The sequence below is a fragment of the Psychrobacter sp. LV10R520-6 genome (assembly GCF_900182925.1).
In the GTDB taxonomy this organism is placed as follows: domain Bacteria; phylum Pseudomonadota; class Gammaproteobacteria; order Pseudomonadales; family Moraxellaceae; genus Psychrobacter.
Genome location: NZ_LT900024.1, coordinates 2,990,339 through 3,015,500, shown reverse-complemented (window position 1 = coordinate 3,015,500; position 25,162 = coordinate 2,990,339). Strand labels below are relative to the sequence as shown.

The window sequence follows — 25,162 nt, the reverse complement described above, 5'->3', positions numbered from 1 at the left end:
AAACTTATCTCGGATTTTATATTATTTATTTTATATAGAGCGTTCTATGGCAAAAAACATCACCTCAATTGCACTAGCAATGTGCTTAACGTTACCACTGATTGGCTGCGTATCAACCACAGAGCCGCGTTACATTATTGATAGCCAAACCTATCAAGCTACTGGTAAAAGTGAGCGGATTAAAACCATCATCTTGCACTATACGGTCGGAGATAATGCTAGGTCACTAAAGCAATTAACTACTGGTAACGTAAGCTCCCATTACCTTATCCTAAATGAAGACGACGATAAAATTTATAATTTGGTACCGGAAAGTGAACGCGCTTGGCATGCCGGTGATGGCGGGTTTGCGGGTAGAACCATCCTAAATGACACTTCTATAGGCATAGAAATTGTCAATAACGGGATTGATCCAAAATATAGAAACGCTCTCAAAAATGCTGCTCTTAAAGCAGAAGTCCAAGGCTATCATCCTTACAAGCACTATGTAGAATTTGAAGAGATACAGATTAAGAAAGTCGCCCAGCTAGTACAAGATTTGGCATTGAGATATGACATTTCACCAAAAAATATCATTGGTCATGCTGATATGGCGCCCTCTCGAAAAATCGATCCAGGGGCTAAGTTCCCTTGGCAACGGCTGTATGAGCAATATGGTATTGGTGCGTGGTATAACCAGCAGGATAAGCAACTGTTTATGAATCAGGATAAGTTTGAAGCGGCAACGATTCCCGAGATAAAACAAGCATTTAGAGAGTACGGTTATCAAATCAATGATAGCGATGAGTGGGATAAAGCCAGTCACGATGTTATTTATGCGTTTCAACTACATTTCAGTCCGCAGCATTTGACCGCGACCATGGATTTAGAAACCTATGCTGTTTTAAAGGCATTGAATAAGAAGTATGCTGGTACCGATGATTTTTATTGAGTGGCGTAAGGTGTGTTAGTTTTACCAAATTCTAGTAGAGAATGCAGACAAGACCTAAACTACTCTACGCTATTAATAAGCGATTTCTAATCATAAGCGGTTTCTAAGCAAAGGTATCCTATGACTCTACGCATTTACGCCCTATTCCATACGGATTATGAAGACCTTAGTTTCATCAAACAGTGGGCGAATAACCACAATCATAGAATGAGTTGCACGCGGTCTTATAATAATGATCTATTGCCAGAGCATGACAGTTTTGATTGGCTAATAGTGATGGGTGGGCCAATGAGTGTCCATGATGATGAAAAATATCCTTGGTTGGTAGATGAAAAACGTCTGATCAAGCAAAGTATTGATAATGGAAAAACAGTTATCGGCGTTTGTTTGGGTGCCCAACTTATCGCGCATTGTTTGGGTGCTACCGTCCAGCCGTCTAGCGTAAAAGAGATCGGTTGGTTGCCCATTCGGTTGATGGAAGAAGGTCAGTCACATCCTTTATTACAAGATTTGCCAAAGCAAGCTTTTACCGTATTCCATTGGCACGGTGATGGTTTTGACTGTCCACAAGGAGCAACCGCTATTGCCACTTCGGAAGCATGGGTTGTAGTGGCATAATAAAATTGGACAGTACATAAGAGGTTATACTAACTCAAAGAGGACATTAGTATGACTAACAAACGCAGAGAATACACCCGAGAATTCAAGCTAGAGGCCATCAGCTTAGTCGTTGATCATAAGCGCAAGGTTGCAGAAGTGGCAGAGTCGCTAGGGATTGGTGCATCGACCTTAGACAACTGGGTACGCAAGTATCGACTAGAGCAACAAGGCGTTTCCCCAACCCAAGGCTTGGCTTTAACTGATGAGCAGCGAGAGCTGCAACAACTACGCAAAGAGAATAAGCGTCTAAGAATGGAGCGCGACATCTTAAAAAAGGCTTCAGCTCTGTTGGCATCAGACAGTCTAAAAGGCTATTACTGATAAGCAAGCTTGCAGAGCAGGACAAACAATTGAGCAAGCGTAAGTTATGTGACCTATTTGGCGTGGTGAGAAGCAGTTATTACTATGGCATACAAACTAAATCTATTGATGTTAAGCGCGTCAAACTCAAAGCCTTGATACGCCAAATATTCAATGACTCAAAGCAATCGGCTGGCGCTCGCAGCATAGTTGCCATACTAATGAATGAGCATGGCGTTAGGCTTACCCGCTACAAAGCAGGTAAGCTTATGAAGAGCATGGGACTTAAAAGCTGTCAGTTTAAGACACACAAGTATAAGTACGCTGATCAAGAACATAAAACGCATGACAACCTTTTAGATCGCAACTTTAGCCCAAGCACGCCTAATCAAGTCTGGACAGGGGACGTGACCTATATTCGCATCAAAGGCGGTTGGTGCTATTTAGCGGTTGTTTTAGACCTATATGCCCGTCGTGTGGTGGGCTTTAGCGTCTCAGACTCTCCTGATAGCGTGCTTACCAGTAAAGCGCTACAGATGGCGTATCACACGAGACTTAAACCAATCGGCGTACTGTTTCATTCAGATCAAGGCACGCATTACACCAGTAAGAAATTCGCTGAATCCGTGGCGAGTTGTGACGGTATGATACAAAGCATGAGCCGAAAAGGTAATTGTTGGGATAACGCTCCTACTGAAAGATTCTTTAGAAGTTTTAAAACCGAATGGATGCCAAAGGGTGGTTACGAGGATATCGCTGATGCCAAACAAGCCATTTGTGATTATATCTGGGGCTATTATCAATCCGTCAGACCGCACAGCTTCAATGATTATTTAACACCGCTAGAGAAAGAAAAACGCTACTTCAACAAAAACCTCTTATCAGCTGTCCTAAATTAGTTGACCATTACAGGTCAATCAAGGATTCATTTATCAAACACCGCTACATAAAGAGCTTGGAACTTGGGTTATGTGCTGGCAGTGTCACTTTGAAGTGACCAAAGAAAGTATCGTCAAGATGGTAGCGAATGGACATGATGCTATACAGAGTGGACTTATCAACTATCCCAAAACCGTACAATCAGCTGATGAGATAATAGAGGCTGGTAATAAGTATATTGAAGACAACAACGCAAGGTTAGCAGCCATGCTAAATCGCATAGCAAAAGACAGCTAAAACTAAATAGTAAGAGGAATCAACTATGAGTAACTCTCAAAAAGAAAATCTTGAAAACTATTTGAGCGAAAAGGCCAAACAAGCTCAAGAGAGCGAGCAGCAACCTAAACCAAAATCTGCGTATGAAACGTGTATTTTAGCTGAAAGTGCTAAGATACATGAGTTAATAGCTGAATCGCAAAGAGAGGCTAAAGAACGTTCGTTAGAAGATGAATAGTTGTATAAAAACATACATGAAACAAGGGTTCCGCATCAATTTTCTTTAAGTTGAGCAACTGCCCCACGGCTTATCAACAAGTTGCATTGGATGGGTTAGCTTTATCAAATTCTCGTAGAGAATGAAAGCATGACGTAACCCGCCATTTATCTGATAATTTTATACTTACATAGTGAGTTACTTTTCCTAGCCATTCAAAAGAGTCAGTCTTCTTGTAGATTAACTCTTTTTTTATAGTAAACTTACTCATAATAAAATATTCGAATAATGTATGTAATTGCATTAGTTTAAAAGGGCTATTATGAATATAAGTGAAGAAGTTATTGAAAGGTTAAGAGACTGTCAAAAGGAAAGCATAAAAACTGTATCTACATATCTTAGTTCACGAAGTAAGAAGTCTTGTCTAATAAGCTTGCCAACTGGCGCTGGTAAAAGTGGCGTTATTTGTATAGCTAGTCATAGCTCTAAATCTAAACGAGTATTAATTCTCACCCATAGAAGACCTGTCTGCGACCAGCTTGCAAAACAACTAAAAGGTGACTTTTACAAAAAAATCCTAGGTGACGAAGCTGATATATCAAACCTTAAGCCATTATTCAAAGATATTGATAACTTTGAAAAAGAAGGCATTTATTGTACTACAGTCCAAATGATTACAAAGCTTTCTGAATCTGAATTAGACTCTATAAAAGATAAGGTTGATTTAGTAATATTTGATGAAGGTCATGCTGAGCCAGCTTCGAAATGGAGTAAAGCTGTTAGAAAATTTGAATGTAAGAAGTTAATCATTACAGCTACACCCTATAGAAACGATTTGTTTAGTTTCGATATTGATGTGAAACATCATTATATATATACGTTTAAAAAGGCGGTTGAGAAGCACGATATTGTAGAGCCGAATTTTGAAGTAGTTAATGAAGATAGGTTAATTGAGAGAATTAGAGAGATAAAAGGCTCACAACCTGAATCAGTATGCATAGTAAAGTGTAAAAAGTTTTCAGATGTCCAACAGTATTTCGAATGGTTAAAAACTGAATTCAATACTGTAGCAATCCATGATAGTTATGCAAAATCAGATGATGAAAATACATTACAGAGTGTTCCTGCAAATATCCATGAAAAAGACTACGAAGTAATAATTCATCAAAGGAAATTAGATGAAGGCGTTGATTTGCCTCAGGCTAAAATACTTATCCTCACTTATCCTGTAGGTAGTGGTAGAGAATTAGTTCAAACAGTGGGCAGAGTGGTAAGAACATACAAACAATATCAACCTTATGTTATAGGACTGGATAATAATAACAATTTGGATTTATGGAGTAATTTTAAAGAGTTTGACGAATATCTATCTAATGAAAAAACTGCTAAGAAGTTTATTAAAACGCTAGATACGGCTGTTTTAATTGAGAGCTATATCGATGAGTTTCCTGAACATAGTTATTATAACTCTGGCTTTAAGAAAAAATTTGATTTCAAAGGATTTGACCCTGTTGAATCTCTTGAAATCCCATTGGCATCAGTTTGCTTTTACAAGAAAAATCCAGAGTTTGATTTAGCCGATTGTTTGGATAAATTATATTGGGAATTTAACCGTCAAGGTGCTCTATCAAAATATGACGCTGAATTTGGTGTAGTAACTTCAATAGTTTTTAGTAATTCAAGATTTCTAAAAGATAGTCTATTTTTTGAACCATCGTTAGAAATAATGGTAGTAAAAGAGCTAGGTCAAGAATATATAGCTATTTTCGACAGCCAAGGAAGAAAGTTTAGTGATAATAAGGATCTAGGAATTGGAAGAGCAGTAGACATGGATACACTATTTAAGGTGATTTCCGAAGCTAACAATACAACTCATACGAAGCAAGCAAATACTAGAGCCTTACAGAAAAGTGATCATCGACCTGAAGGCATTTCGTACATAGGCAATTTAGAGGCTATCAATCATCCGGCAACTAATTCAAATTATGCGATTAGAACTGGAGTATTTAATAGTATTAATACCGTAAAAAATACGATTGATAATTCATTTTATTTAGGTGTGGGTTCCGGAAGAGTTTCTGATCAAAAAAAACGTAGATTTAGCTATCATGAATTTATGGCTTGGCTAGATGACATATCTAATAAATTTAAGACAGATAATACATTACAAAGTAATTTTGTACGCTCGTTTGCTAAGTCTGCTGACTCTGCTCCAGAAGAAGAACCTTCAGCATGTATGTTAGATTTCACAATTTTTGAGGATTTATCTTTTTATTATAATAATATAGAACATCCTCTCGCTAATGATTACATTTATAAAATTTATGACCAAGGTTTTTGTCTTTTAGATATTTGTGACTTAAGTTTCGTGCGTAAATATTCACCTAAATTTCTTCCTTCATCAACCTTTACTCTTTGTGTAGATAAGTCCCATACTGAACGTACTAAAGTTCGGCTTTCTTTTGATGATGAGAACAAACTCTGTATAGATACTAGTGATAAGTTAAAATTTTATATCAATAATAAGTCGTTAGAACCTGAGCAAGCTTTTAATAAAGATACTATTAAACTCTTATATAACAACGGTATAACTTTCTTAGGAGGAGAGTTTTTTGAGCTGCAAATGCCTACTGATAGTGGAGTACTCAATAGGAATCTCATTTCGAAAATTATCTCATTAGATTGCCTTTTAGAAGTCGGGTTATCAGAAAAAGATGAGAGAAATACAGCTCCAAGCAATTTTGGAGCAGACTCAATATTCTATCAAATAGATAAATTATCAAATATCAAGAATAACAACCCATCACTAGAAAGCTTAGGTGATTTTTATCGTTATTTACCAAATGTAGACCTTATCTTGTGTACAGACATGGGTACAGAGCCGGCAGATTTTATCTTATCATCAGAAGATAGGTTGATTATGGTTCATGTGAAATGTGGAAAAGCTTCGCAAAGCCCAAAATCATCAGCTGGAGCAATATATGAAGTTGGCAGCCAAGCTGTTAAAAACCTGCATACTCTAGTTAGTCAAAAATTTGAGCGTTATGCTAACGATACTAATTTAAGAAACAACTGGAAGGTATCGTCTAATAAATCTAATCAAGTAGAACTAGATAGCCGCATTAGATTGTACAATGGAAAATATGATTTAAACTTATTTCAACAACCCGATACACTAAATAAGGTTTTTGAGGAAATAAACAAACGACGTAAAGATGTATTGGTAAAAAAAGAAGTTTGGCTTGTCATTGGAAATGCATTCTCAAATAGTCATTTCACTAAACAAATGAAAAACATCTCTAATGCTGAAGACGAAAGCAAGCAAGCTTATCAGCTCGTTGAGACGTGGTTGAGCACTCTATCGAGTCATGATGTAGACTTAAAAATGTTTGTATCTCATTAATTTTTAACCACAGCAGTTATTCGGAGGCGCAGTTTAGCCCTGATTGAAGCGGATATACTTGGTTGATCACTAGATTGCGGTGACTTAGCTAGAAGTGTTATCGAGATAACAGGAACGCTACTAGCTAATAGTCACCGTTCTAGCGAGCAATCAGGATAGTAGCGAAAAGCAGGACTAGCTCCCCTACTTTTAAAAAACACCCAAACTTCAAACAAAAAAAGGTGAGCCGAAGCCCACCTTTTTTATTATCTAAAACAATTATTTTTTAACGAACCCAAGCCCGCGCATTACGGAACATTCGCATCCACGCGCCATCTTCGTCCCAAACAGCTGGTTTCCAGCTGTGATTGTACGCGCGTAGCGTACGCTCAGGGTGCGGCATCATAATTGTGACCCGACCATCGGTGCTACATAGACCCGTGACCCCGCCGACCGAACCGTTTGGATTGAGCGGATAAGTCTCGGTTGGCTGACCTTGACTGTCTACATAACGCATGGCGAGTTGACCATGTTTGGCCATACCGTCAATTTCTGTGGCATTGAGGGTGGCAAAGCCTTCACCGTGAGCAACCGCGATCGGTAAGATACTGTCTTGCATACCTTTGAATAATACCGACTTAGTGCGCTCAACTTTGACGTTGACCGTACGCGCTTCAAAGCGAGCCGATTTATTCGCGATAAAGCGTGGGAAGTTTTCTGCACCAGGGATCAAGTCTTTCAACTGCGCCATCATCTGGCAACCGTTACAGACACCCAAGGTAAAGGTTTCCGGACGGGCAAAGAAGCGGACAAACTGCATGCGTAAGTCGTCATGGAATAAGATAGAGTTCGCCCAGCCTGAGCCTGCACCCAATACGTCACCGTAGCTAAAGCCGCCACAAGTCACTAACCCTTCGAAGTCGCGTAGATTAATACGGCCTTTTAGCAAGTCGCTCATATGGACGTCTACTGCTTCAAAGCCGGCTTGGGTAAAGCCTGCTGCCATTTCTAACTGACCATTGACGCCTTGTTCCCGTAAGATAGCGACTTTTGGTTTATTGGCACGGCTATTAAGGTAAGGTGCTTCAATCGCTTGGCTCAAATCAAAGTTTGGCGTGGCAATCAGACCTTGATAGCTGCTATCGGTAATCAAGTCATATTCTTGTTGCACGCAAGCAGGGTTATCACGGCGGCGGGCGATTTGATAGCTAACCTGACTCCATTCTTGTTGTAACTTACCACGGCTAAAGCTTAGAGTCTTATCGCCCATGAGCGTCGGGGTTTGGATAAGCAAACTTTCTTCTTCAGAGCTTTGACCGACTAAGCTCAGCATATCACTGACGTTAAATTCTTCTGCCAATTGCATCAATGCTGGCACGTCTTCCGGCATGACTTGAATGACCGCGCCTAGTTCTTCACTGAATAACTGACCAAGCAGATTATCATCGGTCAATGACAGCTTGATACCTTGACGACTGGTAAATTGCATCTCAGCAATAGTTGCTAATAAGCCACCATCACCGATATCGTGATAAGCACTGATAATGTCTTGCGCGTTACCCGCTTGGATAAAGTTAAAGAAATCGACCAAGTCGCTAGGTTGGGCTAAATCTGGGCATTCATTACCCAATTGGCTAAGCGTTTGCGCCAAGATAGAGCCGCCTAAACGCAATTTTCCTTTAGATAAATCAATACGATAAAACGCGCTATCGCCATTAATGAGTTCAGGCGTTAGGGTTTGTGCGACATCAATCACTGGCGCAAAAGCAGTAATAACGAGGCTCATTGGTGAGACTACTGATTTATCCTGACTACCATGCTCAGAATTGTTGGCATCGCTATCCGTCCAGTTGGCACGCATAGATAGCGAGTCTTTACCGACTGGAATAGCAATACCTAACGCAGGGCATAGCTCTTCACCAATCGCATGAACCGCATCAAATAAGGCGGCATCTTCTGCATCGTCACCACAAGCAGCCATCCAGTTTGCCGACATAGTGATATCAGACAACTGGTCAATGCGAGCACCAGCGATGTTGGTAATCGCTTCACCCACTGCCAATCGCGCAGAGGCGGTTGGACTAATCAAGGCGACCGGCGTACGTTCACCGACACTCATCGCTTCACCGCTCATCGGTTGCCCATCAAGATTAAGCAAACCAGAAGCGGTTATTGCACAGTCAGCAACCGGCACTTGATAGCGACCGACATACTGATCACGCACTACCATACCAGAGATAGAACGGTCACCAATGCTAATTAAGAATGACTTACTAGCAACGGTAGGATGGCGTAATACATCAGTGATAGATTCGGCTATATTAACATCGTCCAGCTCTAATGCTGGCAAGACGCTTTCTTGACGGCTAAAGTGACGCTTCATCTGCGGCGTGCCGCCAAGCAAGACTTGCATGGGCATATCGACGGGTTGTTCCGCTAATAATTCATCATCAACGATAAGCTGACGCACATCAGTCGCCGTACCTAAGATGGCATACGGGCAGCGCTCACGGGCGCAAATAGCATCGAACTGCGCTTCACTTTCTGGGTGAATCGCCAACACATAACGCTCTTGCGCTTCATTCGACCAAATCGCCATTGGCGACATGCCAGCTTCTAACGATGGAATGCGACGTAGATTGAGATGCGCACCCATTTCATGGTCATTGACCAATTCCGGCATAGCATTGGATAAGCCGCCTGCGCCTACATCATGCAGAGAAACGATTGGGTTGCCATCTTTGCCCTTCTTATTAACATTGTTACTAACATCGACATCATTACCCGGCTCTTCATTACCCAGCTCTTCATTACCAGCTAAGGCCCAGCAGCGATCCATTACTTCTTGGCAGCGACGTTCCATCTCAGCGTTATCACGTTGCACCGAGGCAAAGTCCAAGCCTTCATCTAGTGAGCCACTATCAACGGATGATGCTGCGCCGCCACCCAAACCAATTTGCATGGCAGGGCCACCAAGGACGATTAATAGATCACCTTGCTGAATGCTGTTTTTTTCGATTAAGTTGCGTTTGATATTACCGTAACCCCCTGCCAGCATGATTGGCTTGTGATAACCGCGCATTTGGCTGCCATCTTTGGCGGCTGACATGTCAAGTTGGAAGCTACGGAAATAACCGCACAAGTTCGGACGCCCAAACTCATTAGAGAAGTTGGCACTGCCTAAAGGAGCCTCGGTCATAATCTCAAGGCTGGTGGCCATACGATCTGGCGTACCATAATCTTGCGTGCTCACTTGACCGGACTGTTCCCATTTTTCTGCTAGCTCAGGAATATGAAGATGTGACACATGAAAGCCAGTCAAGCCAGCTTTTGGCTTACCGCCACGACCGGTTGCACCTTCATCACGAATCTCGCCACCCACACCAGTCGCCGCGCCAGCATAAGGAGCAATCGCCGTTGGGTGATTGTGAGTTTCAACTTTCATTAAGATATCGATGTTTTCTTGATGGAAGCTATATGGATGAGCGGGGTTATTATTAACAGTACCGTCAGTTGCATTTTCAGGAACCGGATAAAAACGCCAGCCTTCAGAGCCTGCCATCACTGCCGCATTGTCTTTATAAGCAGACAAAATACCTTGTGGATTGGCTTTATAAGTATTCTTAATCATTTGGAATAATGACTTAGCTTGGACTTCGCCATCAATCGTCCATTCAGAATTAAATATCTTATGACGGCAATGCTCAGAGTTGGCTTGCGCGAACATCATCAGTTCAACGTCCGTCGGATTGCGCTTGAGCTCATTGACGTAGGCATTCATTAAATAGTCGATATCTTCGCTAGATAATGCAAAACCAAATTCTGTATTGGCTGATTCTAATGCTTCGCGCCCTTCCCCCATCACGTCGATATGATTCAATGATGCGGGCTGCTGATCATCAAATAATTTGCTGGTGTCGCTTAAATCATAAACCAAGCTTTGGGTCATACGGTCAAATAATAACTGCTCGGCCACTTTCGGTAAGGTCTTATCAGATGTATTGTCTGCAAGCGTGAGCGTATAGACGATAACTCGCTCAACACGATTGATCTTAATTTCACAATTATTAAAAATATCGGTCGCTTTGCTTGCCCATGGCGATATCGTACCGAAGCGCGGACTGACTATCACTTGTAACTGGTTATCTTGTGGCGCAGTAATTTCAATATTGCCATCAGCTCTTTTATTAACACCAAGCAAATCCAACGCCTTTTTATGCTCATCACCGTCTAATTCCCGTGATAGCACATAGACTTGTTGAGTGCTGATTTGGGTGATGCTTAGATTGGTTTTTTGCTGAAACTGACTGATGAGTTGCTGCGTCTGAAAGTCGGTTAAGAACGGTTGTCCGGCGATGGTCATCATAAAGGCATATTCCATAGGATGGGCAAAGATAGGCATCACTGCCATACAAAGTAAAAGGTCGAGGTATTATAACAAGAAGACCTGAAATAAGCAGGGTCAAAGCGCGATAAATTCATCTTAGTTAGTAGTAGTCAGATAGAGCGAAGAGGTTAAATCAATACTTTCGTATTCTATTTTTCTTAAATTTTGATTTTATTAAAGCAGCTCATATATCAATGAATACGCTTTTTACTCAACTGTTGTAATCCTTACAAACGCTCACATCCTATTACTGGCAGCCTATATAACTGCATGGGTATCTGTCGTTATTCTATAAAACGCTAATAAAAGAAACCATTACTAAAAAACGCATACTAAAATTAATTTAATCCGCTAATTTAATCCAATAGGAACCTATTATGAGCAACCAAGAAAAAATTGACAAAATCCAAGAAGTTATCAAAGACGTTAATTTTGCCATGATGACCACTATAAATAAGAAAGGTGATCTACATGCTTGGCCAATGACTACTACTGAAACTAGCATCGGTGCTAAAGAAATCTGGTTTATTGGTGACAAAACCTCAGACGTCGTTAAAGATATTCAAGATAACCCAAGAGTAGGTCTGTCTTATGCAACCCAAGATGCGAAGAATTATGTTTCTGTGAGTGGTAATGCAGAGTTGTCAGATGACAAAGACAAACTAGATGAGCTGTGGTCACCCATTGCTAGTGCTTTTTTTGAACACGGTAAAGAAGATGAAAATGTTCAATTAATTAAAGTCGTACCTCATGGAGTTGAGTGCTGGATTAGCGGTAGCTCTACTGTAAATATGTTTAAGATGGCAGCAGCAGCGGTACAAGACGGTAAGACGGCTGAAGATGTAGGCGAGCAGTTCAATATCTCTCTATAGTATTATAAAGTGACATTATAAGATATTAATCTGAAGCGTCAGTAAGAGTATTTCTTATTGGCGCTTTTTATGAGCTAGATTTTAGGTATAAGCTCGATAGAAGTGAGCTTACAAACTTTCACAGCGTATTACAGACTGCCTCTATTGTTAGATCGACCTATCTCGCTATATTAATAGCTGATTATGATTGAGCATACAATAAAACTTGTTCATTATAAAGTCAGTTTATAGTCAATAAACCAGTTATTCTCAAACCATAAATACTTTAGACCACTCAAGATGATAAAGACTACTTGTCTATAACTGGCAAAGCAGAACTGGTCGAAGACAAAGAAAAGCTGGATGAGCTATGGTCAGTGATGTATAACGCTTATTTTGAACAGGGTAAAGAAGATCCAAAAGTTCAGTTGATAAAAGTAGTGCCACATGGCGCAGAGTATTGGGCCAACGGTAATTCGTTTGCTAATGTGTTCAAAATTACTGCCGCTGCGGTAACAGACAGTGCTATTGAGAAAAGCTTAGGTGAGAACTTTTTGATAACGCTATAACTTCAATTTGGAAATAGCGTTTTAGAATAGAGTTTCGTAGTAAAAATTCTGATAGAATTTGATAGAAATGCGCAATAATAGTATTTGATAATAGACAGAATAATATCTTAACTATAAATTAAAGTTCCATAAAATTCTACTCTTAACCTTCTAAAGCTAGCCACTTTGCTTTAAATAAGGCCATGCTGCTCTGAGGTAGATGAACATCGACCATAAGGTTAAGATGACTGCTGCTACCATTAAGATATAGCCGATCATCTCAAGCGACTCCCAGTTCAGCAGTAGCACGGTGATGGCAATCATCTGAAAGGTGGTCTTAAGTTTACCGACATAAGAGACCGCCACACTAGTGCTTTTGCCCAGCTCTGCCATCCATTCACGTAGAGCGGAGACTGCAATTTCACGCGAGATAATGACAATCGCAGCAATTGCCATAATAATATTGGGATGCCACTGGACCAAAATAATAAGTGCCGCTGCTACCATCAGCTTATCAGCGACTGGATCCAAAAATCGCCCAAAGGCTGACACGACATTAAGCTTACGGGCAAAATAACCATCAAGCCAATCGGTAATCGCCGCAATAATAAATACGGCAGTCAACAATAAATGTCGCAGTAAACTATCGCTAAATTCGCTCATCCCTACTCGTGCGATGACGTTATCTGAAATCGCAGGCATCCCAATACCCATTGCCGGTGGCCAATAAGCAATCGCGACAAACAGCGGAATCATTAAGATGCGCGCGATGGTTAAGTTATTAGGCAAATTAAAAATACTTTTCGTATTCTGTGCTTGCAAGTGCGTGCTTTCGGTCATGGCAAACCTAGTTTAGTGTAAACGTAAGAATGGCCGCTAGCTTAGCATTTTTCACGTCTCTCGTCATGCGTTCTATGTATGCTCATTGATAGCAAAGAAATGTTATAAAATACCTATCCCTTTTGGAACCATGCCAGCCCTTCAAAACCATGGTTGCTTTCAAAAATGTGCCAGTCATTTCAAACCATATTATTAAAAATAATATTTATTTCAATCCTTATTTTATAAGCTATAGAGTCAGTTCAAAATAAAAGAGAGTCGTTCATATCAACGTGCTACTGGTATAAATTTTTCTTGCGTGCTGTTCACAAGCGTGCTTCGAGCCTGCAAAAAATTCATACCAGCAGCACTATATCGTTTTTAAATTGAATCGACTATATAAAAATCTACTAGCTATCTAAATCAGTATTTAGAAGAAAAAATCAGCCTATTTCAAGAACCTCTGCACTAAACTTTAAAAATGTGACAATGTAGTACAACCCACATAATCGTAATGTCATGTAACCAAAATAGCGCAACCAGTATGACTTCGGCTATGATAGACATATGAACAACACACTTGTACACTGAAATTCGTAAGTAGAGATCAGGAACAGTTAAATTATCAATTGTTACCCTTAGTTTTATAAGTAATTGATTTTATAACCACTTAGTTTTATAGATGTTAGTAAAGAAAAACTAATAATAACAATCAACAACCACTGCATTGGTAGTCAGCTACATAATCAGCTTTCCTCAGCCCACAGTATCTCCTTTGTGGGTCTTTTTTTGTCTTTAAATCCTGCTTAGTTCGATTTTTGCGTCACTTTAGAGGTTTCGTGCGCTAACGATTTTGCTGCTTGGCGCAATTCAAACTTTTGCACTTTACCGGTACTGGTTTTTGGAATTTCAGCAAAGATAATATGCTTGGGCACTTTAAATCTTGGCAGGTGTTGGCGGCAATGCTCAATCACCGTATCACGCTGTAAGGTACTGCCCTCATGAATTTCGATAAACGCAATCGGTACTTCACCCCATTTATCGTGCGGTGCGGCAACGACCGCGCAACTTTGAATAGCCGCCATTTTATATAAGACGTTTTCGACTTCAATACTGGAGATATTTTCACCACCGGAGATGATGATATCTTTAAGCCGATCCATGATTTTGATATAACCATCGGGATATTTGACCCCTAAATCTCCAGTACGGAACCAACCATTAGCAAAGGCGGCTTCAGTGGCTTTGCGGCTTTTTAGGTAACCTTTCATTACCATATTACCGCGCAGGGCCAGCTCACCCATCTCTTCACCATCGTCTTTTACCGGTTCAGTGGTCCCTTGTTTAAAGACCTCAAAACCGGTCATTAAATGCGAGGTTACGCCTTGGCGCGATTTCTTTTGCGCACGTTCGGCAATGGTAAGCTGGCCCCACTCCTCTTGTTCCGCGCAAATCGTCACCGGTCCATATACTTCGGTAAGGCCGTAAGTGTGGGTGATAGCGAAGTCCATCTCTTCCATTTGTGCGAGCATAGTTTCAGATGGCGGTGCGCCTGCAACCCAACCTTTGACTTTATGGCTAATCGCCTCTTTATATTCTGGCTTACCGCCAGCTATCATATTATGTACCACAGGCGCAGCGCAATAATGAGTCACTTGATATTTAGCAATCATTTGCAAAATCAAATCGGCATCAATCTTACGTAGGCAGACATTGACCCCAGCGCGCTCAGCGATAGACCACGGAAAGCACCAGCCATTGCAGTGAAATAATGGCAGCGTCCACAGATATATTGGATGCTTGGGCATATCCCAGTCTAATATATTTGAAACCGCGTTTAATGCGGCGCCGCGATGATGGTAAACCACGCCTTTTGGAGTACCGGTGGTGCCAGAGGTATAATTGAGCGCAATCGCATCCCACTCGTCTGCTGGTCGCTCCCAATTATCTAAACGGTCTGAGCTAGCAATTAATTCTTCATAGGTCATTTGCCCGAAACGTTCCACCTCTATCGCGTCATCGGTGACATGAATGATCATTAAATCGGGAAAGGTCTCAGTGATAATTTCGGCGTGCTCAGCAAACTCACTGTCTAAGATTAGAACTTTGGCTTCGGCATGTTGCAGACAAAAGGTCAGCACATTGATATCCAAACGGGTATTTAAGGTGCAAAGAACCCCGCCCGACATCGGTGCGCCAAATGCGCATTCTATCATTGCTGGGATATTGGGCAACATGACTGCGACCGTATCGTTTTTATCAATACCCAGTTTACGCAGACCATCAGCCAGTTGTCGGCAACGAATAAAGGTTTGCTGCCAGGTTTGAGTCAGATTATTAACATTGAGGTCATCATAAACAATGGCGGTTTTATCGGGATAAACCTGCGCACTACGAATAATAAAATCAATAGGGGTAAGCGGTTGATAGTTGGCAGGGTTTTTATTGAGACCCGTATGAAAGTCAGTCATGTTGATAGTCCTTTATCATGTCTTTGTATGACGTTCTGCATTCTAAAAATGAGACCGTTTATTATAAACAATAGCGCGTAAGAAGCGAGCCTGTTTTGCAGTGTTTGCTTATTTGAATGGCTACTATATACGTTACTCGCAATCATGTCTAAGTGCGAGCTTTTTAACAGTTGTTACTTACAGCGTGAGTTTTTTAATCAAGGGTGGTAAACGGGTTATTGACGTGCCACTGGTACAAATTTTTCTGGCGTGCTGTTCACAAGCGTGTTTCGATGCTGCAAAAAATTCATCCCAGTAGCACTGTGCCGTTTCTAACTTGAATTAACTATAAGTGGCACACATTTAATATTTACAGCGTACAAACGATACCATAGCAAACCGCCCGTACGAATTATTTTGCAGCAGTTATCAAGAGAAAAGATTAAAATAGTATTCACTCATCAGTCGTGTGTGTGCGTAGCTGAGGATAAAGTCGTTGTGTTACGATAGAACGACTATTAAATATTGCCCTATTTTTAGCATAATTTTCAGTATAATTCCCATTGTTTCATAAGGATAATGATATGAGTGCCCGCCTCGATACCGCCAGCCAAAAAACTCCCAGCCCCACAAAATCTAGCCAAAAAAAAGCAAGCAAAAAAAACATAAGTGCCAAAAAAACTGACCGTATTGCGACTCAAGAGGCCTCGAATGCCTCAGAGTATTACCCGCATTTATTCACACCGTTAGATTTAGGCTTCACCACCTTAAAGAACCGTGTGGTCATGGGCTCGATGCATACTGGACTTGAGGATCGCTTTTATAATTATGGCAAGCTTGCCGCGTATTTCGCTGAGCGTGCTAAAGGCGGCGTAGCGATGATGATTACCGGTGGTATCTCGCCCAACCGTGAAGGCTGGCTATTACCGGCAGGCGGTACCATGAACAGCAAGATGGATGTCATCAACCATCAACGCGTGACCCGCGCTGTGCATAAACACGACAGCAAGATCATCATGCAAATCTTGCACAGTGGTCGCTACGGTTATCATCCGTTTGTGGTGTCATCAAGCCCAATCAAGTCGCCAATTTCCCCCTTTAAACCGCGTAAAATGAGCATCAAAAATATTGAGCAGACGATCGAAGACTTTGCTCGTGCTGCACGCCTTGCTAAGCAAGCGGGTTATGATGGCGTTGAGGTTATGGGCTCTGAGGGTTATTTGCTCAATCAGTTTTTATCCAGCCACGTCAATAAGCGTAAAGATATTTATGGCGGTGATATTCATGGTCGTATGAAGCTGGCAGTAAATGCGGTTAAGGCCGTTCGCGCTGCGGTTGGCGAAGATTTTATTATCTTATTTCGCTTATCAGTCATTGATTTGGTCAAAGGCGGCAACGTCATGGATGAAGTCATTATCGTTGCTAAAGCGCTAGAGGAAGCTGGCGTGACCATAATGAATACCGGTATTGGCTGGCATGAAGCCCGCGTGCCAACTATCGTCACCAGTGTCCCGCGCGCCGCCTTTGTGGACTTTAGCGCTGAGATTAAAAAACACATCAGCATTCCGATGATGGCAGCCAACCGTATCAATATGCCCGATACTGCTGAAGAAATTGTTGCCAGTGGTCAGGCAGATATGATTCAAATGGCGCGTCCGTTCTTGGCCGATCCAAACTGGGTTAATAAAGCTAAAAACGGTGAAGCCGCTCGAATTAATACTTGTATTGCTTGTAACCAAGCTTGCCTAGATCATACCTTTGAAAATAAACGCTCAACTTGTTTGGTCAATCCGCAGGCTTGTTATGAGACTGAATTGGTTTATAAGAAGACTAAGAAGCCTAAAAAAGTTGCGGTTATTGGTGGCGGCGTAGCGGGTATGTCAGCGGCACATGTCGCAGCGCTACGTGGTCATAAAGTGACTTTGTTTGAAGCCAAAGATATCTTAGGTGGACAGTTTAACTACGCCAAAGTTATCCCTGGTAAAGAAGAGTTCTTTGAAACCATTCGCTATTATATTAATGAGCTTGAGCATTTAGGCGTTGAAGTTAAGCTGAATACTAAAGTAGATAAGCCACTACTGGAAGCTAGTAAATTCCACCATGTCATCGTCGCAACTGGTGTCGTACCCAGAAGTTTGGCAGGTAAGCTCGAAGGTGCAGATCTACCACAAGTCATGAGCTATGCAGAGTTGTTATCCGGTGAAAAAGCCGTCGGCGATACGGTAGCAGTCATCGGCGCTGGTGGTATTGGCTTCGATGTCAGTGAATACCTCACCGCCAATCATGGTCAGGCGTTAGATGAGCTTGGTTCTGAAGTGTTAAAAGACCCAACTTACCGTCCAAAAGCGCAAACAATTAGCGAATGGCGTGAAGAATGGGGCGTGACTAGTGATACTGACTATCAAAGCGAAGGTGGTTTGATTAAACCAGACGCCATTACGCCAGTACGTCAAGTTTATCTGATGCAGCGTACCAAAGGGCGCTTGGGTGGTGGTCTTAATAAAACGACCGGCTGGGTACATCGTGCCCATGTTAGGTCGCATGGCGTTATTCAAGTATCGGGCGCACAGTACGAAAAAATCACCAATGAAGGTATTTGGATAACTAATAACCAAGGTCAAAGCCAGCTATTACGAGTCGATAGCGTGGTGGTCTGTGCTGGTCAAGAGTCGGTCGTAGAACTCATGCCCAATGTTGGCGATGCACCTGATGCGCAATATCATTTGATTGGTGGCGCAAAACTGTCAGCTGAGCTGGATGCCAAACGTGCTATTCGTGATGGGGCTGAGGTTGCGGCGGGGATTTAGTACTGCAGATTAGCCTTATGATAGTTTTGTAGTTTGCATTAGAAAAGCGCATAAATAAAAGTACAAATATTATGGTTAAGTTAATATGCTATATTCACTAAAAGTAGATAATTATAAATATTAAAATAACTTAACGAGGAAAAATAATGTCTAAAAGAATTGCTGTATTTAATCATAAAGGAGGTGTTAGTAAAACCACTTCTGTGTATAACATAGGATGGTTGCTAAGTAAAAATCTTAATGTTTTAGTGGTTGATGCTGACCCACAATGTAATTTAACAAGCCTAATATTAGGTGAAGGATTCGAAAAGTATTATATTAAGGATGAAACTAAGCTTCAGAACATTAAAGATGGCGTAAGTGCAGCTTTTTTAGGAAGACCGCATCCTATAGAAGCTGTAACTTGTTACTCACCTGAAAGAGCTGATAACTTATTTTTGCTTGCTGGGCATGCTAATTTATCAGAGTATGACGCAGCTCTTACATTTGCACAAACTTCTAATAATGCCATTGCTACTTTACAAAATCTACCAGGCGCTTTTTCCGAACTATTACGCTTGACCGAAGAAAAATACTCTATAGACATTACCATAATAGATTTAAACCCAAGTTTGAGTGCAATTAATCAGAATCTTTTCTTATCCTCAGATTCTTTTATTGTACCTACTAACCCTGATCCATTTTCTCTCATGGCAATTGATACCTTAACTAGAGTGTTACCAAAGTGGGTACAGTGGAAGCAAGCCTCTATGGATATGTTTAAAGATTCAGCTTATCCTATGCCAGAATCTCACCCCAAGTTTCTAGGTAGCTTAATTCAGAGGTTTAATGTTCGGAACGGTCTTGCAGCACGTCCTTATAGAGATAACATTTCAGAGATTAAGCAAAAAATATCTAATGAGTTTTATGATTCTATATCTAATGCTGGTATGACATTAGATGGGTTTTATAGTGAAAATCTTATTAGCGAAGGATATTGTTTAGCTGAAATTCCCGATTTTCAAGGCTTGTTACCCAAGTCTAATAAAGCTCAGGTACCAGTTTTTGCTTTATTAGATGAAGAAATAGAATATAGTGGAAAAGTACTAGAGACCATGCTTACTAAACGAGATCATTTACTTACTATTTTTGAAGGACTTGAGACAAATCTTACAAGGTTATTGGATCATGTATAGGTCTTATAAGAACTTCGAAAAGAATTTGGATGAAGTTAAGAATCTATCAGCTGTTTATGAGTATTTAGAAAGTAATATTAATGTGCCTATATGCTTTGATGATATTCTTAGGTCTCAACTTGTCTACTCCTTAAGTGCGCTTGATAAACTAATCCATGACTTAGTCAAAATTGGAATTATACAGATATTTAATGGTTCACGTCCTTCTACCCCAAAGTACTCATCTGAGCCTTTGAAGATGGAGCTTTATCACGACCTACTGAGTGCAAGTGATGACCTGTTCGATACAGGTGTAATGACTAAAGCTAATATTTTCGAGAAAGCTATATCTGAAAAGCTTAAGTATATTTCGTATCAAGACCCTTCAAAGATATCTGATGGATTAAGCTATATTTGTCTCGAAAGTCAAAAATGGAAAATTATTTCACAAAGTTTTTCTAGTAGTGAAAGAGATACCAAAACAAAGCTTAAACTTATAGTGAGTAGAAGGAACTCTATTGTGCATGAAGCGGACATAGACCCACAGACTCTAGAGAAAATTCCTATATTTAAGAGTGATTGTGATGACACTGTACAGTTCTTATTGGAGTGTGGAACTGCTATTTACGAACTTGTTAAATAAAGCAGAGTGTAGTTATTTAAAATTTTATTGCGTTTAATTCTCCACTAATTTTAGAAACTACAAGTTAGTGTAGGGTGGTTTACTTTATACTTACTCCATCCTACGCTAAACTTTATTCCGGAGAAAAAATAAAAACCGCTAGCTCTCCATCTCTTCAATCATCCACACGCAAAAATTATCAACTTGATACGCTCAGTTAGGCTGCGCTTGCTCCAAACCATCAAGCTTATCTTTGATATATAACGGTAGATTATATTTAGTCTTCATTATCTGCGAGAGTCTAATAAGGCTAATCTAACCTTTTTTATTTACCATGTACCAATATTTTCCATCGAAATCCAAGGTTCAATGGGCTCTAATCGCTCACCATCTTGAAGCAGTTCGATTGAGATATTGTTAGGGTCTTTAACGAAAGCCATATACCCGTCTCTAGGCGGTCTTAATATATCGACACCAGCTTCCATAAATGTTTCGCATTGCTCATAGATGTTGTCGACTTTAAAGGCAAAGTGCCCAAAGTTGTTTCCGTTGGCATATTCTTCTTCGTCCCAGTTATGAGTAACCTCAATCTCTGGAGCACCTTCATGGGTCGCTAAAAAGTATAAGCTAAATCTACCTGATTCAGAGTCCTTCTTCCTAAGAAGTTTCAATCCCATAAGCTCACAATAGAAGTTTAAGGTGTCCTCTAGTTTGTTCGTTCTAATCATTGCATGTAAGTATTTCATAACAACTCCTTATAATTTATAATTCTTGGAAAATTTAGTAATTGCAGATACTGTGGATTATGTTTCATTCTTATAACACACAAAGCCCAAAATCTAACCTTCCATCTCACCAATCAACCACCCGCAAAAATCGTCAACTTGCGCTGCTAAATCAGGTTGCGCTTTCTTTAATTCATCAAGCGTGGCTCTAACGTCATTCTTGTTGTATTTAATTCCGGTCAGCGTGTCTTTTAAAGTGTCAATCAACTCAACATTTAGTGCATCAGAAAATATGACCACCTCTTCAATTACCGCTTGCTTCACATCCATATGTAAATCGATCATTCCCCAATCAAACCGAGTTTCGATACGATGCGAGAACTCCGGAGTTTTACCGAAGCGCCAATCCCAGTCTGACATTTGCTGATAGTATTTATTCAGATTAGGCTGCTTTGCGAGACTGGCTTCATCTAACGCTTCTACTTCAACTCTTTGTCCATAATATTCACAAAATGCCTCGATAATCGCTTCAGACAGCATCTCGTGATTAATATCTTCATTGAATTCAACTAAGTTAGCGACACGCGAGCGCACGGACTTGATACCTTTTGCTTGCAATTTTAGCGGATGCGGATTGAGGTAATCGCCAAGCTTTTTCATGTCGGCGTTTACCAGTAAAGTACCATGATGAAAGCTTCTATCAACAGCATGTTTGAAGGCGCTGCCTGATATTTTTCGATCGCCCACTTGCATGTCGTTACGGCCAGACAGCTCGGCATCTATACCCAGTTTTTTCAGAGCATTTACGATGATAGTAAAGTTAGTTGCCTGATCGTACTCGTTTTTGGGCGATAAAAAGGTAAAGTTGGTATTGCCTAAATCATGAAAAACGGCCCCACCACCACTTTGACGACGAGCCAGAAAGACATTGTCTTCTTCCATTTTATCGGTTTTACATTCTACCCAAGGATTTTGCGAGCGCCCAACCACCACAGTTTCATCATTACGCCATAAGAATAGCGTATGCGAATCAGGGTCAAGCGCTTGGAATATCCAATCTTCTGTCGCCAGATTAAACCAAGGGTTGGTTACTGCAGATTTCAAGATACGTAGTTTCATTTATTTGTTCCTCTTTAGAATGAGTTTTATAGATTGGCTTTTATAAGTTAGCTTTTATAAATTAGATGCAGTCATTCTTACCGATGCGCGATTAAAACTCAATTGCTATCTAGTGAGCAGTTTGGTTTGGAGCTTTTGGTTATTGCGATTGGTAATATGCGATAGGTTTTAACCCAGAAAACTTTAAGGCAATAAAAAGCTGGGCAAAATTTCCAGCTTTTTATTGCCTATATTTTGTTATCCATATCACCTCACTTGCGATACCGATAATATCTAACATTAAGTCCTTCCACTTATTTTCATACCGTCATTGCCAGCCTTACGATTTTTATAACTCCTATCTATTTTATTTAGTATGAATTAGCCATTATGAATATAACGACTGCTTTCTAACAAGCTATACCAAACCTTAAGAAAATTGGAAATATTTACGTACACGGATTGTGTCTTGGCAAGCGCTGCTAAGTAATCTGCTAGGTCATTTGAATCACTTTATCGCTTAGCCAATTCTTGCTGTTGTTTTTCAATTATTAGCATTATCCATCCTTCATCGTTTTTATTAAATTTACTTTCTTAATACACTGATAAGAGCACGTGAATGATGAGTTTTATCAATATCGATGTCATGCTATATCGGTGTTTCTGTTTGTAAATTTCGCTTGAATAACCCGCCCTGCCCCCTATAAAGGAAATCGATAAAAACATGTTTTTTTGTGTTTTTATAATTTTTTAGGCAAGATTTATTACCAACTAATCTTTTTATAATAGTAATGAACAGGGCAGATTATGGCACACGATAACTTATTTGAATCCGTCGAAATGGGCACACAGAACTTAAAAAACCGCATTATCATGGCACCATTAACCCGCTTGCGCGCGGTTGAGCCAAGCGATGTACCGACAGCATTGGCAGGAGAGTATTACTCGCAACGTACTGGCGCAGGCTTAATTATTACTGAGGCGACGCAAGTCTCATTTCAAGCGAAAGGCTATGCGGGCGCACCGGGTATCCATACTCAAGATCAAACCACTGCTTGGAAAACGATTGTGGACAATGTGCATGCCAAAGGCGGTAAAATCGTTGTACAGTTGTGGCACACTGGTCTGGTCGCACACAAAAGCGTACAGCCTGATGGACAAGCGCCCATCTCTGCCTCCGATGTCGACGTTGGCGTCCGTACCTCGTTGCGTGACAGTGACAACCTAGCCATTCGCGTGGATGCTACGCCGCCGCGTCCAGCCACGCTTGATGAGATTAAGCAAGTGATTGCAGACTTCGTTCATGCGACCAAATGCGCACAAGAAGCTGGCTTTGATGGCGTAGAAGTTCATGGCGCTCATGGTTATTTATTACATCAGTTTTGGGCAGAGCATACCAACAAGCGTGAAGATATGTACGGCGGCAGTCGTGAGAACCGTGCCCGTTTAACGCTTGATGTTATCGATGCTTGCGTTGATGCCTGGGATAGTGATCATGTGGGTATTCGAATTTCGCCACTAGGCACGTTCAATAATGTTGAAGCTGGTTATCACGAAGATGAAAATATCTGGATGATTGAGCAAATTAATAAACGCGGTATCATGTATCTGCATCTGTCTGAGCCTGATTGGGCCGGTGGCACGCCATACAATGATGGCTTCCGTCAGAATATCCGTAACGCCTTTGATAACTTGATTATCGCTGCTGGTGGTTACACGGCCGAAAAAGCTGAAAAGAATATCCGTGCAGGCTTTATTGATGCTGTGGCTTTTGGTCGTGACTATATTGCCAATCCTGATTTGGCTGAGCGTATTCGCGAAGATGCCCCACTTAATGAGCAGCATCCAGAAAGCTTCTATGGTGGTACGACAGTAGGCTATACTGATTACCCTTTCATGAACGAAGCCTAATCAGCCTATTGTTTGAAAAACATAGCAGTTACCACTGCTAAATAAAAAGTCGCCTTACTGTTTATAGTAAGGCGACTTTTTTTATTGCCTATTGGGTACGGTTTTATCGTTTAACCAAAAGCACCTTTAACCAAAATTACCATTTTGATAGTCACGGAAGGTCTGCTTTAATTCTTCTTGCGTGGTCATCACGAATGGTCCGTAACCCACAACCGGTTCTCCAATAGGTTCACCACTTAGTAGTAATAACTTGACCGATGTTGAGGTTGGCTGAGCATTAGACGTTGCAGGATAAGTAAGTTTGATAGTATCAGTAACATCATTTTGCGCTGGTGAGTTTTGCTCATTACCCCCAATAGGCGCCTCAAACTGGATAAGTTGTCCTGCAGTGACCAACCTATCATTAATAAGTAGTTCACCTTCTTGCACCAGTAGCATCACGTTATGAGTATTCGGAATCTGTAGGGTCGTCGACCCTGCTAAGCGTAATTCGATATCCCATAAATTGACTGAGGTAAACGTACTGGCAGCGCCTGACGTTCCTTGCCAGTCACCAGCGATAATAACGGCTTTACCAATGGACACTTGCTCGCCGATGTTGTTATGGGCGGTTAACTCGACGGTAGGCATATCAGCACGTTTGATTGTTTGATACTTAGGATCGGCTAGTTTGTGTGCGCGGGGTAGATTGATCCACATCTGTACCATGCTAAAGACACCGCCGCGCTGTCCAAATGCTGTTGAGTGAAACTCCTCGTGCATGATACCGCGTCCTGCGGTCATCCATTGCACATCACCTTCCAAGATAACGCCGTGTCCGCCTGCTGAGTCGGCATGACTGATTTCACCTGAATAGGCCAAGGTTACGGTTTCAAAGCCTTTGTGTGGATGCTGCCCGACACCATGTGGCTGCGACTCATAATTAGGGTTGGGCGCAAATGTCGTCGGCTCACCATAGTCAAACAATAAAAAAGGGTCCGTATGGGTATAATTAAAGTCAGGATTGGCCTCAAGATGATTAATTAAGGTTTTCACATAAAAGCCATCCCCTACCCAATGAGGCGCTTTATCGCCATGAAGATGTTTGATTGCACGCATTTATCACCTCCTAAAATAAGCTCGATTTTAAAAATATGACAATAAAT

Annotated in this window: 17 protein-coding genes and 1 pseudogene; 12 read left to right on the top strand and 6 right to left on the bottom strand. The window is 41.0% G+C overall.

Annotated elements, in window-relative coordinates:
* Nucleotides 1–46 precede the first annotated feature (46 nt).
* The 6 genes from U1P77_RS12645 to U1P77_RS12620 all read left to right on the top strand — a co-directional run bounded on the left by U1P77_RS12645 (nt 47) and on the right by U1P77_RS12620 (nt 6,666).
* Nucleotides 47–931, top strand: a complete 885-nt coding sequence (locus U1P77_RS12645) for an N-acetylmuramoyl-L-alanine amidase (protein WP_321155316.1) — start codon at nt 47–49, stop codon at nt 929–931.
* A gap of 120 nt (nt 932–1,051) precedes the next feature.
* Nucleotides 1,052–1,549 carry a type 1 glutamine amidotransferase gene (locus U1P77_RS12640; protein WP_321155315.1) on the top strand — a complete coding sequence of 166 codons (498 nt, stop codon included), beginning with the start codon at nt 1,052–1,054 and terminating at the stop codon, nt 1,547–1,549.
* 51 nt (nt 1,550–1,600) lie between these two features.
* Nucleotides 1,601–2,790 (top strand): IS3 family transposase gene (locus U1P77_RS12635; RefSeq protein ID WP_321155314.1). Its coding sequence is split into 2 segments (ribosomal slippage): nt 1,601–1,856 and nt 1,856–2,790, totalling 1,191 coding nucleotides; the frame shifts between segments, so codons are not numbered across the junction.
* 70 nt (nt 2,791–2,860) lie between these two features.
* The gene (locus tag U1P77_RS12630; RefSeq protein ID WP_321155313.1) at nt 2,861–3,067 is read left to right on the top strand and encodes a hypothetical protein; all 207 of its coding nucleotides are present in this window, start codon (nt 2,861–2,863) and stop codon (nt 3,065–3,067) included.
* A 25-nt stretch (nt 3,068–3,092) separates the two neighbouring features.
* Nucleotides 3,093–3,284 carry a hypothetical protein gene (locus U1P77_RS12625; RefSeq protein WP_321155312.1) on the top strand — a complete coding sequence of 64 codons (192 nt, stop codon included), beginning with the start codon at nt 3,093–3,095 and terminating at the stop codon, nt 3,282–3,284.
* 301 nt (nt 3,285–3,585) lie between these two features.
* Nucleotides 3,586–6,666, top strand: a complete 3,081-nt coding sequence (locus tag U1P77_RS12620; RefSeq protein ID WP_321155311.1) for a DEAD/DEAH box helicase — start codon at nt 3,586–3,588, stop codon at nt 6,664–6,666.
* 265 nt (nt 6,667–6,931) lie between these two features.
* Here U1P77_RS12620 and purL read toward each other — a convergent pair whose 3' ends face one another.
* On the bottom strand, nt 6,932–11,011 hold the full coding sequence (gene purL, locus U1P77_RS12615; protein ID WP_321156700.1) for a phosphoribosylformylglycinamidine synthase: 4,080 nt from the start codon (nt 11,009–11,011) through the stop codon (nt 6,932–6,934).
* 398 nt (nt 11,012–11,409) lie between these two features.
* On the opposite strand from purL, the gene U1P77_RS12610 reads away from it, so the two are divergent.
* Complete coding sequence (locus U1P77_RS12610; protein ID WP_321155310.1) at nt 11,410–11,904, top strand: pyridoxamine 5'-phosphate oxidase family protein; 495 nt, start codon at nt 11,410–11,412, stop codon at nt 11,902–11,904.
* A gap of 287 nt (nt 11,905–12,191) precedes the next feature.
* A pseudogene (locus U1P77_RS12605) lies at nt 12,192–12,452 on the top strand (pyridoxamine 5'-phosphate oxidase family protein); the annotation flags it as partial.
* Between the two features lie 156 nt (nt 12,453–12,608).
* Here the strand turns inward: U1P77_RS12605 and pgsA are convergent.
* A complete protein-coding gene (gene pgsA, locus U1P77_RS12600; RefSeq protein ID WP_321155309.1) occupies nt 12,609–13,271 on the bottom strand; it encodes a CDP-diacylglycerol--glycerol-3-phosphate 3-phosphatidyltransferase in 663 nt (220 codons plus the stop codon).
* 785 nt (nt 13,272–14,056) lie between these two features.
* Nucleotides 14,057–15,721: an AMP-binding protein gene (locus U1P77_RS12595; protein WP_321155308.1), complete on the bottom strand. Its 1,665-nt coding sequence runs from the start codon at nt 15,719–15,721 to the stop codon at nt 14,057–14,059.
* Between the two features lie 563 nt (nt 15,722–16,284).
* Here U1P77_RS12595 and U1P77_RS12590 point away from each other — a divergent pair.
* The 3 genes from U1P77_RS12590 to U1P77_RS12580 all read left to right on the top strand — a co-directional run bounded on the left by U1P77_RS12590 (nt 16,285) and on the right by U1P77_RS12580 (nt 20,304).
* Nucleotides 16,285–18,507, top strand: a complete 2,223-nt coding sequence (locus tag U1P77_RS12590) for an NADPH-dependent 2,4-dienoyl-CoA reductase (RefSeq protein ID WP_321155307.1) — start codon at nt 16,285–16,287, stop codon at nt 18,505–18,507.
* 146 nt (nt 18,508–18,653) lie between these two features.
* On the top strand, nt 18,654–19,682 hold the full coding sequence (locus U1P77_RS12585) for a ParA family protein (RefSeq protein ID WP_321155306.1): 1,029 nt from the start codon (nt 18,654–18,656) through the stop codon (nt 19,680–19,682).
* Complete coding sequence (locus U1P77_RS12580; protein ID WP_321155305.1) at nt 19,675–20,304, top strand: HEPN domain-containing protein; 630 nt, start codon at nt 19,675–19,677, stop codon at nt 20,302–20,304. The genes U1P77_RS12585 and U1P77_RS12580 overlap by 8 nt, the downstream gene beginning before the upstream one ends.
* Before the next feature lie 308 nt (nt 20,305–20,612).
* Here U1P77_RS12580 and U1P77_RS12575 read toward each other — a convergent pair whose 3' ends face one another.
* A complete protein-coding gene (locus tag U1P77_RS12575) occupies nt 20,613–21,029 on the bottom strand; it encodes a VOC family protein (protein WP_321155304.1) in 417 nt (138 codons plus the stop codon).
* Nucleotides 21,030–21,122: 93 nt separating this feature from the next.
* Entirely contained in the window at nt 21,123–22,127 is a 1,005-nt protein-coding gene (locus U1P77_RS12570; RefSeq protein WP_321155303.1) for a lipoate--protein ligase, read from the bottom strand.
* Between the two features lie 786 nt (nt 22,128–22,913).
* On the opposite strand from U1P77_RS12570, the gene U1P77_RS12565 reads away from it, so the two are divergent.
* Entirely contained in the window at nt 22,914–24,017 is a 1,104-nt protein-coding gene (locus tag U1P77_RS12565; protein ID WP_321155302.1) for an alkene reductase, read from the top strand.
* 126 nt (nt 24,018–24,143) lie between these two features.
* Here U1P77_RS12565 and U1P77_RS12560 read toward each other — a convergent pair whose 3' ends face one another.
* A complete protein-coding gene (locus tag U1P77_RS12560) occupies nt 24,144–25,115 on the bottom strand; it encodes a pirin family protein (protein ID WP_321155301.1) in 972 nt (323 codons plus the stop codon).
* Nucleotides 25,116–25,162: the final 47 nt, after the last annotated feature.

What these genes read in the sequence shown, in the direction of transcription:
- U1P77_RS12585 (WP_321155306.1), top strand. Translation starts at nt 18,654, where the DNA reads ATGTCTAAAAGAATTGCTGTATTTAATCATAAAGGAGGTGTTAGTAAA.
- U1P77_RS12645 (WP_321155316.1), top strand. Translation starts at nt 47, where the DNA reads ATGGCAAAAAACATCACCTCAATTGCACTAGCAATGTGCTTAACGTTA.
- U1P77_RS12595 (WP_321155308.1), bottom strand. Translation starts at nt 15,721, where the DNA reads ATGACTGACTTTCATACGGGTCTCAATAAAAACCCTGCCAACTATCAA.
- U1P77_RS12630 (WP_321155313.1), top strand. Translation starts at nt 2,861, where the DNA reads ATGTGCTGGCAGTGTCACTTTGAAGTGACCAAAGAAAGTATCGTCAAG.
- U1P77_RS12625 (WP_321155312.1), top strand. Translation starts at nt 3,093, where the DNA reads ATGAGTAACTCTCAAAAAGAAAATCTTGAAAACTATTTGAGCGAAAAG.
- U1P77_RS12560 (WP_321155301.1), bottom strand. Translation starts at nt 25,115, where the DNA reads ATGCGTGCAATCAAACATCTTCATGGCGATAAAGCGCCTCATTGGGTA.
- U1P77_RS12580 (WP_321155305.1), top strand. Translation starts at nt 19,675, where the DNA reads ATGTATAGGTCTTATAAGAACTTCGAAAAGAATTTGGATGAAGTTAAG.
- U1P77_RS12590 (WP_321155307.1), top strand. Translation starts at nt 16,285, where the DNA reads ATGAGTGCCCGCCTCGATACCGCCAGCCAAAAAACTCCCAGCCCCACA.
- U1P77_RS12620 (WP_321155311.1), top strand. Translation starts at nt 3,586, where the DNA reads ATGAATATAAGTGAAGAAGTTATTGAAAGGTTAAGAGACTGTCAAAAG.
- U1P77_RS12610 (WP_321155310.1), top strand. Translation starts at nt 11,410, where the DNA reads ATGAGCAACCAAGAAAAAATTGACAAAATCCAAGAAGTTATCAAAGAC.
- U1P77_RS12565 (WP_321155302.1), top strand. Translation starts at nt 22,914, where the DNA reads ATGGCACACGATAACTTATTTGAATCCGTCGAAATGGGCACACAGAAC.
- U1P77_RS12575 (WP_321155304.1), bottom strand. Translation starts at nt 21,029, where the DNA reads ATGAAATACTTACATGCAATGATTAGAACGAACAAACTAGAGGACACC.
- U1P77_RS12640 (WP_321155315.1), top strand. Translation starts at nt 1,052, where the DNA reads ATGACTCTACGCATTTACGCCCTATTCCATACGGATTATGAAGACCTT.
- purL (WP_321156700.1), bottom strand. Translation starts at nt 11,011, where the DNA reads ATGATGACCATCGCCGGACAACCGTTCTTAACCGACTTTCAGACGCAG.
- pgsA (WP_321155309.1), bottom strand. Translation starts at nt 13,271, where the DNA reads ATGACCGAAAGCACGCACTTGCAAGCACAGAATACGAAAAGTATTTTT.
- U1P77_RS12570 (WP_321155303.1), bottom strand. Translation starts at nt 22,127, where the DNA reads ATGAAACTACGTATCTTGAAATCTGCAGTAACCAACCCTTGGTTTAAT.